The organism is Micromonospora sp. H33, from assembly GCF_052068455.1.
Classification (GTDB): Bacteria; Actinomycetota; Actinomycetes; order Mycobacteriales; family Micromonosporaceae; genus Micromonospora.
The window spans coordinates 424,971-439,380 of sequence record NZ_JBQHDE010000003.1; the positions used below are offsets into that span (position 1 = coordinate 424,971).

13 protein-coding genes are annotated in these 14,410 nt (G+C 73.0%); 8 read left to right on the plus strand and 5 right to left on the minus strand.

The genetic code is table 11. The features are described from left to right. Window positions 1-35: 35 nt before the first annotated feature. A complete protein-coding gene (locus tag ACTMS0_RS11220) occupies window positions 36-227 on the minus strand; it encodes a DUF397 domain-containing protein (RefSeq protein WP_441155070.1) in 192 nt (63 codons plus the stop codon). After that, on the minus strand, window positions 218-1,018 hold the full coding sequence (locus tag ACTMS0_RS11225) for a helix-turn-helix domain-containing protein (protein WP_441155071.1): 801 nt from the start codon (window positions 1,016-1,018) through the stop codon (window positions 218-220). The genes ACTMS0_RS11220 and ACTMS0_RS11225 overlap by 10 nt, the downstream gene beginning before the upstream one ends. 328 nt (window positions 1,019-1,346) lie before the next feature. Here ACTMS0_RS11225 and groES point away from each other — a divergent pair, with 328 nt between their 5' ends. The 3 genes from groES to ACTMS0_RS11240 all read left to right on the plus strand — a co-directional run bounded on the left by groES (window position 1,347) and on the right by ACTMS0_RS11240 (window position 5,148). Then, window positions 1,347-1,661 (plus strand): co-chaperone GroES, encoded by a 315-nt coding sequence (gene groES / locus ACTMS0_RS11230; protein ID WP_089005269.1) that lies wholly within the window; start codon window positions 1,347-1,349, stop codon window positions 1,659-1,661. 70 nt (window positions 1,662-1,731) lie between these two features. Then, window positions 1,732-3,375, plus strand: coding sequence for a chaperonin GroEL (gene groL / locus ACTMS0_RS11235; protein ID WP_441155072.1), 1,644 nt, complete (start codon window positions 1,732-1,734; stop codon window positions 3,373-3,375). Window positions 3,376-3,504: 129 nt separating this feature from the next. Beyond that, window positions 3,505-5,148, plus strand: a complete 1,644-nt coding sequence (locus tag ACTMS0_RS11240; protein ID WP_441155073.1) for a molybdopterin-dependent oxidoreductase — start codon at window positions 3,505-3,507, stop codon at window positions 5,146-5,148. A gap of 230 nt (window positions 5,149-5,378) precedes the next feature. On the opposite strand, the gene ACTMS0_RS11245 is transcribed toward ACTMS0_RS11240, so the two are convergent. Beyond that, window positions 5,379-5,762, minus strand: coding sequence for a WhiB family transcriptional regulator (locus ACTMS0_RS11245; protein WP_109946349.1), 384 nt, complete (start codon window positions 5,760-5,762; stop codon window positions 5,379-5,381). Window positions 5,763-6,003: 241 nt separating this feature from the next. Between ACTMS0_RS11245 and ACTMS0_RS11250 the strand changes: the two genes are divergently transcribed. Continuing rightward, window positions 6,004-6,828 (plus strand): response regulator transcription factor, encoded by an 825-nt coding sequence (locus ACTMS0_RS11250; protein WP_441155074.1) that lies wholly within the window; start codon window positions 6,004-6,006, stop codon window positions 6,826-6,828. An 8-nt stretch (window positions 6,829-6,836) separates the two neighbouring features. On the opposite strand, the gene ACTMS0_RS11255 is transcribed toward ACTMS0_RS11250, so the two are convergent. Further along, a complete protein-coding gene (locus ACTMS0_RS11255; RefSeq protein WP_441155075.1) occupies window positions 6,837-7,247 on the minus strand; it encodes a DUF5319 domain-containing protein in 411 nt (136 codons plus the stop codon). A gap of 185 nt (window positions 7,248-7,432) precedes the next feature. On the opposite strand from ACTMS0_RS11255, the gene guaB reads away from it, so the two are divergent. The 4 genes from guaB (at window position 7,433) to ACTMS0_RS11275 (ending at window position 13,216) form a co-directional block, all read left to right on the plus strand. Then, the gene (gene guaB, locus ACTMS0_RS11260) at window positions 7,433-8,995 is read left to right on the plus strand and encodes an IMP dehydrogenase (protein ID WP_441155076.1); all 1,563 of its coding nucleotides are present in this window, start codon (window positions 7,433-7,435) and stop codon (window positions 8,993-8,995) included. 29 nt (window positions 8,996-9,024) lie between these two features. Continuing rightward, window positions 9,025-10,143 carry a GuaB3 family IMP dehydrogenase-related protein gene (locus ACTMS0_RS11265; RefSeq protein ID WP_441155077.1) on the plus strand — a complete coding sequence of 373 codons (1,119 nt, stop codon included), beginning with the start codon at window positions 9,025-9,027 and terminating at the stop codon, window positions 10,141-10,143. A gap of 50 nt (window positions 10,144-10,193) precedes the next feature. Further along, the gene (locus ACTMS0_RS11270; protein ID WP_441155078.1) at window positions 10,194-11,606 is read left to right on the plus strand and encodes a M1 family metallopeptidase; all 1,413 of its coding nucleotides are present in this window, start codon (window positions 10,194-10,196) and stop codon (window positions 11,604-11,606) included. Window positions 11,607-11,761: 155 nt separating this feature from the next. Next, window positions 11,762-13,216, plus strand: coding sequence for a M1 family metallopeptidase (locus tag ACTMS0_RS11275; protein ID WP_441155170.1), 1,455 nt, complete (start codon window positions 11,762-11,764; stop codon window positions 13,214-13,216). Window positions 13,217-13,238: 22 nt separating this feature from the next. On the opposite strand, the gene ACTMS0_RS11280 is transcribed toward ACTMS0_RS11275, so the two are convergent. Then, on the minus strand, window positions 13,239-14,363 hold the full coding sequence (locus ACTMS0_RS11280; RefSeq protein WP_441155079.1) for an LCP family protein: 1,125 nt from the start codon (window positions 14,361-14,363) through the stop codon (window positions 13,239-13,241). Window positions 14,364-14,410 lie beyond the last annotated feature (47 nt).

The window sequence follows — 14,410 nt, forward strand, 5'->3', positions numbered from 1 at the left end:
AGGGGCCGGACGGTCGGCGGCCGCGCGTGCGGTGATCAGCGAGGTGTCGGGCAGGCGGCGACGAAGGCCCGCCAGCTCGCCGGGGTGAAGGCGAGCACGGGGCCGGCCGGGTCCTTGCTGTCCCGGACCGCGACCACGCCGGGCAGGTTGTCGGCGACCTCCACACAGGCGCCGCCGTTGCTGTTGCTGCGGGTGGACTTGCGCCAGGCGGCGCGGGTCAGGTCCATGACTTCGCCACTTCCTCGATCAGGCGGGCGGACTGCCGGCGCGGCAGCGCCTCACCGGCCACAGTCTCCCAACGCCGTCCCAGGCTGGCAAGGTCGTTCGGGCCGTCCACGGTGTGGCCCCGGAGCTGGTTGTCCAGGTGCGCCAGCTCGGTGCCGTCGGCGAGCCGGGCCAGGATGAAGGGGCCGTTGAGCCCGATGTACCACGAGGTCTCGGCCGGGATGATCCGCACGTGCACGTGCGGCTGAGCGCCGACGGCCAGCAGGTGCGCGAGCTGCTCACGCATGGTCGCCCGGTCGCCGACCTGCCGGCGCAGCGCCTGCTCGTCGAGTACCGCGACGAGCTGCGGCGGCTGGTCGCGGCTCAGCACCGCCTGCCGGGCCATCCGGGCCAGCACCCGCTCCTCGACCTCCTCGGGGGTCAGCAATGGGCCGGCTCGGAGCATCGCCCGCGCGTACGCCTCGGTCTGGAGCAGGCCAGGGATTACCGTCGGGTCGTACCAGCGCAGGGCGGTGGCCTCACGCTCCACCTCCTCCCACGGGCGGAACCAGTCCGGCGCGGCGTGCAGCCGGATCAGCTCCAGCAGGCTGACGAAGAGGCCGCCGGTTTCCAGCACCGTGTCCACCCGGGCCAGGTAGTCCGGGTTGAGCGGCTTCTGGCCGACCTCGACTGCGCTCACCGCGGAGGAGGAGTAGTTGATCAGTTTGCCCAGTTCCTCCTGGCTGAGGCCGCGCGCCTGGCGGGCCCGGCGTAACTGGTCGCGCAGGAAGCCCAGTGTTGGTATCTCGATCATCCGCCCGTCCTCCGTGTTCCGACCCGATGCCGGAACGTAAGGGCGTGCTCACCCGCCGAGGAAGCGAATGCCGGCGTGTTGCGGTGAAGAGTGGCGGAACAGTGGCGACACGGGCGCGCCCGTTGGCACTCTCCTTGACGGAGTGCTAGCCGAGGAATAACCTGCGATTAGCACTCTCACCCTGAGGGTGCCAACCCCCGGGCCCTGGTGTCCGGGAGGTGAACGCCAGGCGGACCGGCACCCGCGACGACGGCCCCGCCCGGTGGCATGTGGCAGATTGCGCTGGTCGGCTCGCCGGCCGGTAACGAAACCAGTACCCCAGGAGGGTATGCCCGTGACTACCGCGACCAAGGTTGCGATCAAGCCGCTCGAGGACCGGATCGTGGTCCAGGCGAACGAGGCTGAGACCACCACGGCGTCGGGCATCGTGATTCCCGACACCGCCAAGGAGAAGCCGCAGGAGGGCACCGTCCTCGCTGTCGGCCCGGGCCGGATCGACGACAAGGGCAACCGCGTGCCGCTCGACGTCAAGGTCGGCGACACCGTCCTCTACTCGAAGTACGGCGGCACCGAGGTCAAGTACGCCGGCGAGGAGTACCTGGTGCTCTCCGCCCGCGACGTCCTCGCGGTCATCGAGAAGTAAGCAACCGATCAGTGTCGTTGCCCCGGTCCGGCTCGCCGGGCCGGGGCAACGTCGCTTCGAAGGGACATTCATGGCGAAGATCCTGAGCTTCTCGGACGACGCCCGGCACCTGCTGGAACACGGTGTCAACGCCCTCGCGGACACGGTCAAGGTGACCCTCGGCCCCCGCGGGCGCAACGTCGTCCTGGACAAGAAGTTTGGTGCGCCCACGATCACCAACGACGGCGTGACGATCGCCAAGGAGATCGAGCTCACCAACCCGTACGAGAACCTCGGCGCGCAGCTGGTCAAGGAGGTGGCGACCAAGACCAACGACGTCGCCGGCGACGGGACCACCACCGCGACCGTGCTGGCCCAGGCGATGGTCCGCGAGGGCCTGCGCAACGTCACGGCCGGCGCCAACCCGACCGGCCTCAAGCGGGGCATCGACGCGGCGGCCGCGAAGGTCTCCGAGGCGCTGCTCGGCAAGGCCGTCGAGGTGGCCGACAAGGAGGCGATCGCGCACGTCGCGACCATCTCCGCGCAGGACGCGACGATCGGCGAGCTGATCGCCGAGGCGATGGAGAAGGTCGGCCGCGACGGTGTCATCACCGTCGAGGAGGGCTCCGCCCTGCACACCGAGCTGGACGTGACCGAGGGTCTCCAGTTCGACAAGGGCTTCATCTCGCCGAACTTCGTCACCGACGTGGAGGGGCAGGAGTCGGTCCTAGAGGACCCGTACATCCTCGTCACCACGCAGAAGATCTCTGCGATCGAGGAGCTGCTGCCGCTGCTGGAGCAGGTCCTCCAGAACAACAAGCCGCTGCTCATCATCGCCGAGGACGTCGAGGGCCAGGCGCTGTCCACCCTGGTGGTCAACGCGATCCGCAAGACCCTCAAGGTCTGCGCGGTGAAGGCCCCCGGCTTCGGCGACCGCCGCAAGGCGATGCTCCAGGACATCGCGATCCTCACCGGCGCCGAGCTGGTCGCCCCGGAACTGGGCTACAAGCTCGACCAGGTCGGCATCGAGGTGCTCGGCACCGCCCGTCGCGTGGTGGTCGACAAGGAGACCACCACGATCGTCGACGGCGGCGGCCAGTCCTCCGAGGTCGCCGACCGGGTGGCCCAGATCCGCAAGGAGATCGAGGCCTCGGACTCCGAGTGGGACCGGGAGAAGCTCGCCGAGCGGCTGGCCAAGCTCTCCGGCGGCATCGCCGTGGTCAAGGTCGGCGCCGCCACCGAGGTCGAGATGAAGGAGCGCAAGCACCGCATCGAGGACGCCATCGCGGCGACCAAGGCCGCGGTCGAGGAGGGTACGGTCCCCGGCGGCGGTGCCGCCCTGGCCCAGATCCTGCCGGTGCTCGACGACGACCTCGGCTTCACCGGTGACGAGAAGGTCGGCGTCTCGATCGTGCGCAAGGCACTGGTCGAGCCGCTGCGCTGGATCGCCCAGAACGCCGGCCACGACGGCTACGTGGTGGTGCAGAAGGTCGTCGGCAAGGAGTGGGGCCACGGCCTCAACGCGGCCAACGGCGAGTACGTCGACCTGACCAAGGCCGGCATCCTCGACCCGGTGAAGGTGACCCGCAACGCGGTCACCAACGCCGCGTCCATCGCCGGCCTGCTGCTCACCACGGAGAGCCTCGTGGTGGAGAAGCCGAAGGAGTCGGAGCCGGCCGCGGGCGGCCACGGCCACGGCCACGGCCACAGTCACCAGCACGGCCCGGGCTTCTGATCCACGTCGTACGCCCGGTCGGGGCGCCCCGCCATGAAGGCGGGGCGCCCCGACGTGTTTTCCGGGGTCTGCTTACGGAACGCTGACGTCACTACCGGGCCGCCGCTCTGATCGGAAACACTGGTCGGCGTGACCACGACGACGCGCCGCCACGCCGCCCTGGCCGGGGTGACCGCCGCCGCGATAGCGATCGGGTCGGCGGAACTCGTGGCGGTGCTGACCGGCCCGCGCTCCGCGCCGCTCGTCGCCGTCGGGGGCCTGGTCGTCGACACCGTGCCCGAGCCGCTCAAGCAGGTCGGCATCGCGCTGTTCGGCACGTACGACAAGATCGCGCTGCTGGTCGGCACGGCCCTGCTGCTGGCCGGCTTCGCCGCGCTGCTGGGCGTGGTGTCCCGGCGCCGGTTGGCGTACGGCCTCACCGGCGTCGTGGCGTTCGCGGCCCTGGGGGTCGGGGCGGCCCTGACCCGGGCCGGCGCGGACGCCGCCGACGCCCTGCCGGCGCTGGTCGGGGGCGGCCTCGGCGCGGTGGTGCTGTGGGCGTTCATCGCCGGCCCGCTGGAGCTCGACCCGTGGCCTTGGTCCCCGCCCACCCCGTCATCCGCGGCACCCGAGACCGCTGCCGTCGCGCCTTCAGCCCCGGCGGGTCCGCCGACGGGACGGGACAGCCGCGACCCGGACGGCGCCGGGGAGCCTCCGGCAACGAACCCGGAGTCGCGGCGGCGTTTCCTGACCGCCACCGGCCTGCTGCTCGGGGCGGCCGGCGTGGCCGGCCTCGGCGGCCGTTGGCTGGCCGGCCGGCAGAGTGTCTCGGCGGCCCGCAGCGCGGTCGCCCTGCCGTCCCCGGCGTCGCCGGCACCCGCCGTTCCGACCGGCGCCGATCTCGACCTGCCGCAGCTCGCCTCGTACGTCACCCCGAACACCGGCTTCTACCGGATCGACACCGCGCTGGTGGTGCCACAGGTGGACCCGGCCACGTGGCGGCTGCGCATCCACGGCCGGGTACGCAACCCGATCACGCTCACCTTCGACGAACTGCTGGCCCGGCGGATGGTGGAGCGGTACGTGACCCTCGCCTGCGTCTCCAACGAGGTCGGCGGGGACCTGATCGGCAACGCGCGCTGGCTGGGCGTACCGCTGAAGGAGCTGCTCGACGAGGCGGACCCGGAGGAGGGCGCCGACCAGGTCGTCGGGCGGTCCGTCGACGGTTGGACCTGCGGCACCCCGACGGCGTTGCTGCGCGACGGGCGGGACGCCCTGCTGGCGGTCGGCATGAACGGCGAGCCGCTGCCGGTCGAGCACGGCTTCCCGGCTCGCATGGTGGTGCCCGGCCTCTACGGGTACGTGTCGGCCTGCAAGTGGGTGACCGAGCTGGAGCTGACCAGCTTCGCGGACTTCGACGCGTACTGGGTGCCGCGCGGCTGGTCCGCCCAGGGCCCGATCAAGACCCAGTCGCGGATCGACACCCCGCGCCCGCGCAACCGGCTGACCGCCGGCCCGGTCACCGTCGCCGGGGTGGCCTGGGCGCAGCACCGTGGCATTCGCCGCGTCGAGGTCCGGGTCGACGAGGGACCGTGGCAGGAGGCCAAGCTGGCGACCACGGTCTCGGTGGAGACCTGGGTGCAGTGGTCGTGGCGCTGGGACGCGACGCCGGGCGAGCACAAGCTCGAGGTCCGCGCCACGGACTCGACCGGCGAGACCCAGACCGGGCGGCGCTCGGCGGTGGCGCCGGACGGCGCGACCGGCTGGCACACGGTCCGGGTCACCGTCCGCTGACCCGGGCTGAGGAGGCGTTTCCCGGGGTCCGAGGGCGGTGCGACTGTCCGCGGTTCCGTCCTTTGCTCTGCACCCACGGGCGCGCCGGTAGCACGGCGTAGCCGGTGCGTATCCGGGTGCAGAGCAAAGGGGGCCGACCGGTGTGGTCGTGGCGCGGCGTGCGTCACACAGCGTGCGACGCCGCGCCCCGGGTTCGGGGCGCGGCGTCGGGGTCGTCCTTCGGGCCGGACTCAGGCGATCTTGCGCTGAGCGGGGACGGTCGACTTGTGCGGCCGGCCCAGGCGGGCCTCCAACCGGGCGACGTCGACCCGCGTCTGCCGGCGGTCGGCCAGGTCCTCCCAGCCGAGGGCGAGCAGGCGCAGCCGCTCCGACTCGCTGAAGCCGCCCCAGACGCCGTACGGCTCCCGGACGGAGAGCGCGTGGGCCGCGCACTCGGCCCGGACGGGGCAGGTGCGGCAGACCGCCTTGGCGCCCGACTCCCGGCGCAGCCGGGAGGAGCCCCGCTCGCCGTCCGGGTGGAAGAACTGGGCGCTGTCCCGACCTCGGCATGCGCCGAGACGCTGCCAGTCCCAGAGATCGACGATGGGTCCGGGCAGTCTACGTACGTTCGACATCAGCACCCCTCCTTCCGCGCGGCACCGCGGAGTTCCCTGTCTTACCGGCGTCCGCGCTGGCGCGCCGTGTCCGGCTCGACGTCCCGGTACCCGGGGTCGACGCGACTCACACTTCTGTGATCCAAAACCTCGGACAACTTGCGGCATATGCCCCAACTGTCGGAAAAGTTCGGAGGATTGCGGGAACCTCCTCCCGAGGGGACCCCGTCATGGTCTGCTCGTGAACGGAGAGGAGACCACTGTGCGTACGGTTCTCGTGTGCGTTCGGACGCCCCTGGCGGCACAGCACCTGACCTCCGCGGCGGCGCGGCTGGGACTGTCCGGGGCGGTGCGGACCGCCGTCTCCGATCCCGAGGTGATGCTGCGGCTCGCGGAGCGTCCCGCCGACGTGGTGCTCGCCGACACGGCGCTCACCCGGCCGGACAGCGCGGGGTTCGTCCGCCGCGTGCTCGCCCGGGCGCCGCAGGCCGCCGTGCTGCTGCTCGGCGCCGAGGAGTCCGAGGCGGCCGCCGCGACGATCAGCGCCGGCGCCCGTGGACTCATCCAGGGCACCGACCACGACCTCACCAGCGCGGTGGCCAAGGCCCTGCTGCTGCTCTCGGCCCCCGGGCGGGCCAACCGGCACCGGGTCACCGACCCGGCGCGGGACGCCGCCTCCGTCGGCGGGCCGGCCCGCTCCACGCCGGCCGGCCGGGCCGCCGCCGACCCGCCCCCGGCCTGGTCGGCCGGCTCTTCCGACCAGGTGAACGGGCACCCGACCGTGGTGCCCGTGCAGCGCGGTGACGACCCCGCCGAGCCGGCCGGAGAGCCGGAGGGGGCCGTGCCGGGCAGCCAGCGCAACGGCTCCGCCGCCCGGGACGGCCGGGCGCCGATCGGGCTGACCGAGCGCGAGCTGCAGGTGCTGCTGGGGATGGCGGAGGGCAAGAGCAACGCCGAGATCGGGCGCGAGCTGTTCGTCTCCGAGGACACGGTCAAGACCCACGCCCGGCGGCTCTTCCGCAAGCTGGGCGCGCGGGACCGCGCCCACGCGGTGGCCGCCGGGTTCCGTGCCGGGCTGGTGGCCTGACCCTGGCGTCAGCGCCCGGAGCCGGGCTCCTCGTCCGAGCCCTCGCTCAACGTGTCGTGCACGCCGTCGGCGTACCCGCGGGCGTAGTCCCAGCTGACGTAGCGGTCCGGATCCGGGTCGTACGCCGGCTCGTGCACCCGGGGACGGCCGGAGCTGAGCAGGTGGCGCAGGTTGCCCCGGAGCAGGTCCCAGTCGAAGTAGTGGGGCTCACGGCAGTCCTCGCATTCGATGACCAGCCCGCGTACCCCGATCGGCGCCAGCAGCGCCTGGTAGATCTCCAGGTCGGCCAGGTCCTCCAGCACGTCCTGCCGCTCGACGTCGGTCAGCGGGTCGAGCGACCCGTCGTCGCCGGGGTCGTGCAGGCCCGCTGCCGGATCGGCCGGGTCACCGTTGAAGGGGTCGATGGGCTCGTCGTGCACCCCCTCACCGTAGACCCAACACCCCGCCGACGCCTGCCCCCGGGCCGTGCGTGACCTGCCCCGCCACCGGCGGGGGCGGGGCGGGTCACTGGGTACGATGGGACGACGCGCCGTCACCCGGCGTGCGCCGGTGCCCGCCCGCGCCACCTCGCTGAAGCCCGTCCGAGCAGCTCAGGGGAGCAATCGTGGAAATTTCGCCCAGCACGGCTCATCCGACCGGCGCCGACAACGGCGAGCTGGGCGGTCACCTGCCCGAGCTGCCCGCCGGCTCGGCGCGGGTGGTGCCGCTCGGGCTGACCTTCGACGACGTACTGCTCCAGCCCGGCGAGTCGGACGTCGTGCCCAGCCGGGTGAACACGCGCACGAAACTGACCCGCACCATCGAGCTGAGCGTCCCGCTGCTGTCCAGCGCGATGGACACGGTGACCGAGGCCCGGATGGCGATCGCCATGGCGCGCCAGGGCGGGATCGGCGTGCTGCACCGCAACCTCTCCCTGGAGGACCAGGCGCTCCAGGTCGACCTGGTGAAGCGCTCCGAGTCGGGCATGATCACCAACCCGGTGACCGCGAGCCCGGACGACACGCTCCGGGACGTCGACTCGCTCTGCGGGCGGTACCGCATCTCCGGCGTGCCGGTGGTCGACGGCGACGGCCAGCTCGTCGGCATCGTCACCAACCGCGACATGCGGTTCGTGTCCGACCCCGCCACACCGGTCCGCGAGATCATGACCCGCCCGCCGCTGGTCACCGCCCCGGTCGGGGTCAGCAAGGAGGACGCGCTCGGCCTGCTGCGCCAGCACAAGATCGAGAAGCTGCCGATCGTCGACGGCTCCGGCAAGCTGCGCGGGCTGATCACCGTCAAGGACTTCACCAAGAGCGAGCAGTACCCGAACGCCACCAAGGACGAGGCCGGCCGCCTCCGGGTGGCCGCGGCGGTCGGGGTCGGCGAGGACGCGTACAAGCGGGCCCGCACCCTGGTCGACGCCGGCGTCGACGTGCTGATCGTGGACACCGCGCACGGCCACCAGCGGGCCGTGCTGGAGATGGTCGCCCGGCTCAAGAAGGACGTCGCCATCGACATCGTCGGGGGCAACATCGCCACGTACGCGGGCGCGAAGGCGCTGGTCGAGGCCGGGGCGGACGGCGTCAAGGTCGGGGTCGGCCCGGGCGCGATCTGCACGACGCGGATCGTGGCGGGTGTCGGCGTACCGCAGATCACGGCGATCATGGAGGCGGCGCGGGCGGCGCGGCCGGCCGGCGTCCCGGTGATCGGCGACGGCGGCATCCAGTACTCGGGCGACATCGCCAAGGCGCTCGTCGCCGGGGCCGACACGGTCATGCTGGGCAGCCTGCTGGCCGGCTGCGAGGAGAGCCCGGGCGAGCTGATCTTCATCAACGGCAAGCAGTACAAGGCATACCGGGGGATGGGCTCGCTGGGCGCCATGCAGTCCCGGGGCCAGGGCAAGTCGTACTCGAAGGACCGCTACTTCCAGCAGGACGTGCTCGCGGAGGACAAGCTGGTCCCCGAGGGCGTCGAGGGCCAGGTGCCGTACCGGGGCCCGCTCGCCCAGGTCGCCCACCAGCTCATCGGGGGACTGCGGGCGGCGATGGGCTACGTCGGCGCGGAGAGCATCCCCGAGCTGCACCGCCGTGGCCAGCTCATCCGGATCACCGCGGCCGGGCTCAAGGAGAGCCACCCGCACGACATCCAGATGACCGTCGAGGCGCCCAACTACCACTCCCGCTGACCCACCACCCCCAACCACCTGGAGTCCCCATGCGTGACGTGGTCGAGATCGGGCTGGGCAAGACCGCGCAGCGCGGCTACCACCTGGACGACATCGCGATCGTGCCGAGCCGCCGCACCCGGGACGTCGACGACGTCTCCACGGCCTGGCAGCTCGACGCGTACCCGTTCGGCATCCCCTGCGTCGGACATCCCTCCGACGCGACGATGAGCCCGTCCTCGGCCGTGAAGCTGAACCAGCTCGGCGGCCTCGGCGTGCTCAACGTGGAGGGTCTGTGGACCCGCTACGAGAACCCGACGAAGGTGCTGGAGGAGCTGGCCGGCCTCGACGAGGGCGCGCGGCACACCAAGCGGCTCCAGGAGGTGTACGCCGAGCCGATCCGCCCGGACCTGATCGCCGAGCGGGTCCGCGAGCTGCGCGCCGGCGGCGGCACGGTGGCCGTGCGGGTCTCCCCGCAGCACACCCTCGCGCTCGCCCCGGTCATCCTCGACGCCGGCGTCGACATCCTGGTCATCCAGGGCACGATCGTCTCCGCCGAGCACGTGTCGACCACCGACGAGCCGCTCAACCTCAAGGAGTTCATCGCCGACCTCGACCTGCCGGTCATCGTGGGCGGCTGCACCGACTACAAGACCGCCCTGCACCTGATGCGCACCGGCGCGGCCGGCGTGATCGTCGGCATCGGCGGCGACGACTGGTCGACCACCGAGTCCGTGCTCGGCATCCGGGTGCCGATGGCCACCGCGATCGCCGACGCGGCGGCCGCGCGGCGGGACTACCTGGACGAGACCGGCGGCCGGTACGTGCACCTGATCGCCGACGGCGACATGCAGACCTCCGGCGACATCGCGAAGGCCCTCGGCTGCGGCGCGGACGCGGTGATGCTCGGCGAGCCGCTGTCGCTGTGCGAGGAGGCGCCGGCCGGTGGCGCGTGGTGGCACTCGGCCGCCAGCCACCCGTCGCTGCCGCGCGGCGCGTTCGAGGTGGCCGGCGAGCCGCTCGGCTCGATGGAGCAGTTGCTCTTCGGTCCGGCCGACGAGCCGGACGGCCAGCTCAACCTGTTCGGCGGGCTGCGCCGCGCGATGGCCAAGTGCGGCTACCGCGACCTCAAGGAGTTCCAGAAGGTCGGCCTGGTCCTGGACCGCTGACCCACCTCGAGAAGCACCGCACGCACCGGTCGCGCCGATAGGCTCGACCGGTGCGTCGTACTTCTGCCCGGATCCGGCCGGCCCTGGCCGTGGCCGTCGCGGCGGCGGTCGTGCTCGCCGGCTGCCTCGCGTCCGGCCGGGACGACGCCGACTTCCGGCCCGGCGCCGCCGAGATCGGCGACCCGTACGTCCCGGGGGCCGGCAACGGCGGGTACGACGTCGACAACTACCGCCTCGCCGTCGACTACGACCCGCCCGACGACCGGCTCTCCGGCCAGGCCGTGGTCACCGCCACCGCCACCGAGCCGCTGTCCCGATTCAACCTGGACCTCGTCGGGCTGGACGTGGCGACGGTGACCGTCGACGGCACCCCGGCCGAGTACCGCCGCGACGGCGACGAGCTGGTGGTGACCCCGGAGCGGGGGCTGGCCCGGGGCAGCCGGTTCACCGTCGAGGTGGCGTACGCGGGCGTCCCCACCGCCCGCCCCGACGGGCAGCTGGGCAGCGGCGGGTTCCTGCACACCGAGGACGGGGCGATCGCCCTCGGCCAGCCGTACTCGGCCGCCACCTGGTTCCCGGTCAACGACCACCCGACCGACAAGGCCACGTACGACATCGAGGTGACCGTCCCGGACGGGCTGGAGGCGCTCAGCAACGGGGTGCCGGGCGACCGGACCAGCGCCGGCGGTCGGACCACGTGGCGGTGGGCCGAGCGCACGCCGATGGCGAGCTACCTGAGCACGCTGGTCATCGGGGACTACCGCGTGACGAGCGGCACGCACGCCGGGAAGCCGATCGTCACGGCGGTGCCGGAGCGGCTGGCCGCGACCGGCCCGGAGGCGACGTCGCTGGCCCGCACCGCCGAGATCGCCGACTTCCTGGCCGGGCGCTTCGGGCCGTACCCCTTCGAGTCGTACGGCGGGATCGTGGTCACCGACCCGCGGGTGGGGTACGCGCTGGAGACGCAGTCCCGGCCGGTCTACGGGCCGGGCTTCTTCCGCGGCGGGCGGCCCAACCTCGGGGTGGTCACGCACGAACTGGCGCACCAGTGGTTCGGCAACAGCGTCGCGGTGGCCCGCTGGCGGGACATCTGGCTCAACGAGGGCTTCGCCACGTACGCCGAGTGGCTGTGGGAGGAGCACGACGGCGGCCGGACCGCGCAGCGGAACTTCGAGAGCCAGTACGCGATGACCGACTGGTCGCGGCCGACACTCGACCCAGGGCGGGGGCAGATGTTCGGCAGCGCCGTCTACAACCGCGGCGCGCTGACCGTCCACGCGCTGCGCCGTACGGTCGGTGACGAGGCCTTCTTCACGATCCTGCGGACGTGGACGGCCGAGCGGCGCGGCGGCAACGCGACCACCGACGACCTGGTCGCGCTCGCCGAGCGGATCTCCGGGAAGAGCCTGCGTCCGTTCTTCGACGCCTGGCTGACCGGGCGGACCGCGCCGGCCCTGCCGTGACCCCACCGGCCCTGGCCGTGACCCCGCCGTCGATCGACGCTCGGTAGGCTGCCGCCCAGGCGGTACGTGCGCCGGTCGTCCCCGGCCGGTCGGCGGCGCCGGTCGGGCGGCCGACGTGGTGCGTGCCGGCACAGCGAAGGGACAGGGCGATGACGTTGTCGCGGCGACTCCTGCGCGCCAGCACCGCGCTGGTGCTGACGATCCCGCTCGGGCTGGCCGCCTGCGGCTCGTCCGACGAGCCGGTCCCGATCTCGGCCAGCGGCGCGCCGACGTCGTCGTCCCGGCAGTTCAGGCCCGGCGCGCCCGGCGCCGGCGACCCGTACTTCCCGACGTACGGCAACGGCGGCTACGACGTCGGCCACTACAGGGTCAAGGTCCGGTACGACCCGGCGACGGACCGGCTCACCGGCACGGCGACCGTGCGGGCCGCCGCCACCCAGGACCTGTCGGCGTTCAACCTGGACCTGGCCGGCCTCACGGTGCGGTCGGTCACCGTGGACGGCGCCCCGGCGAAGCACGCGCGCACCGGAAACGAGTTGGTGGTCACCCCGGCCCGCGGCCTGGTCTCCGGCAACGGCTTCGTCGCCGAGATCGCGTACGAGGGGGTGCCCGAGCCGCTGGCGAACGAGGTGCTCGGCGTAGGAGGCTTCCTGCACACCGACACCGGCGCGATCGCGCTCGGCCAACCCGAGTCGGCGAGCACCTGGTTCCCGGTCAACGATCACCCCTCCGACAAGGCCACGTACGACTTCGAGGTGGCCGTCCCGGACGGCCTGACCGCGGTCAGCAACGGCGTGCCGGCCGGGAAGGCCGGCTCGGGCGGCTGGACGACGTGGAAGTGGGCCGAGCGCAACCCGATGGCGAGCTACCTGAGCACCCTGGTGATCGGGAAGTTCCGGCTGACCCAGGGTGAGCACAAGGGACGGCCGGTCTTCCACGCGGTCACCACCGAGGTGGCCGAGGGCGCGCCCGACCGGTCGATCGCCCGGACCACCGAGGTCGCCGACTACCTGGAGGGCGTGTTCGGGCCGTACCCGTTCGCGGCGTACGGCGGGGTGGTCGTCAGCGACAGCCGCATCCGGTACGCGCTGGAGACGCAGAGCCGGCCGGTGTACTCGGCGGGGTTCTTCCGGGGCGGCGACAACACCGGGGTGGTCGCCCACGAGCTGGCCCACCAGTGGTTCGGCAACAGCGTGGCACTGGCCCGCTGGCAGGACATCTGGCTCAACGAGGGCCTCGCCACGTACGCCGAGTGGCTCTGGGCCGAGCACGACGGCGAGCGTACGGCGCAGGCGGAGTTCGACGCGCGGTACGCCGGCTCGCCCGCGCGGGTCTGGCGGACGCCGCCGGGCGACCCGGGGGTGGAGAACCTGTTCAGCGAGTCGGTCTACCAGCGTGGCGCGATGACGGTGCACGCGTTGCGGGTGACCGTCGGCGACTCGGCCTTCTTCGAGATCCTGAAGGCCTGGGCATCCCAGAAGCGCGACGACAATGGCACGACGGCTGAGTTCGTGGCGCTGTCCGAACGCATCTCCGGCAAGAAGCTCGCCCCGTTGTTCGACACCTGGCTGACGTCCACGACCCGCCCCGACCGCCCCACCCCCCGCTGACCGCAATCGACGGGAATCCTGGTCAGGACCGCACGCGAAGTTCGGGGTGGGCGGCCAGGTACGCGTCGGCTCGGCCGGCACGTAGCTCGGGGAGGAAGCCGCGCCCGACCTGGGTGAGCTGCTCGCCGCGGTAGCCGCTGCCCCGGCCGACGGAGGCGCCGGGGAGGCCGACCAGGACGAACCGGTCCGGGCTGAGCCCGCCGAGGGCGTACGCGACGTCGACGATCCGCGGCCCGCCGGCGTAGATCAGCGTGTCCCCGAGCGCCGCCACCACCTGGTCGACCCGGGCCGGGTCCCGGGCCAGGTTCTCGTCGAGGATCTTCGCGACCAGCGCCTTGATCAGCTGCTGCTGGTGGCGCTGGCGCGCGTAGTCGCCCCCGGTGATGTAGCGCTGGCGGGCGTAGTCCAGCGCCTGCCAGCCGTTGAGGCGCCGTACGCCCGGCTCGTACACCATCTGCGGCCCGACGTACCCGCCGCCGCCCGGCTTCGGGGCGCGGTGCTTGCCGTCCGGCCGGCGGTGCAGCGACACCACCCGCTGGTCGATCCGCAGGTCCACTCCGCCGAGGGTGTCGACCAGCCGGTCGAAGCCGCCGAAGGTGAGCACCGCGCCGGCGTCGATCCGCAGGCCCGTGTAGCCGCTGACCGTGCTGCGCAGCAGCTCGTACCCCTGGGCCGGGTCCGGCTTGCCCGGCCGGCCGGGCACCCGGCTGCCGTAGCCCATCGCGTGGGTCAGCTTGGTGCGTCCGCCGCGGTAGCCGGCCCGGGGAAACGCCGGGATGTCGACCAGCAGGTCGCGGGGGAGCGAGAACAGGTACGCCCGGTCCAGCCCGCGCGGCACGTGCAGCAGGAGGACGGCGTCCGAGTGCGGCTCCCAGGCGGGGTCGCTCACCCGGGTGTCCACCCCCACCAGCAGCAGGTTGAGCGGACCGGTGATGGCGGCGGCGCCCGGCGGCGGACCGGTCGGGGAGGGCGACGGTGGGGGCGTGGGGGTGGCCCCGGCGCTGGTCTCGCCGGTCACCGGCCGCTGCGGGCCGCGGTCGGCCAGCGTGCGGACCACCGCCACCCCGCCGGCCGTGAGCAGGACGGCGGCGGCGAGCACGACCAGGGCGAGGCGCCACCCACGGCGTCCTTCCGACCTGAGGACCATCCGGCCACCCCTTCCCCCGTAACTGAAGAAACGTGCGGACGGGGCAC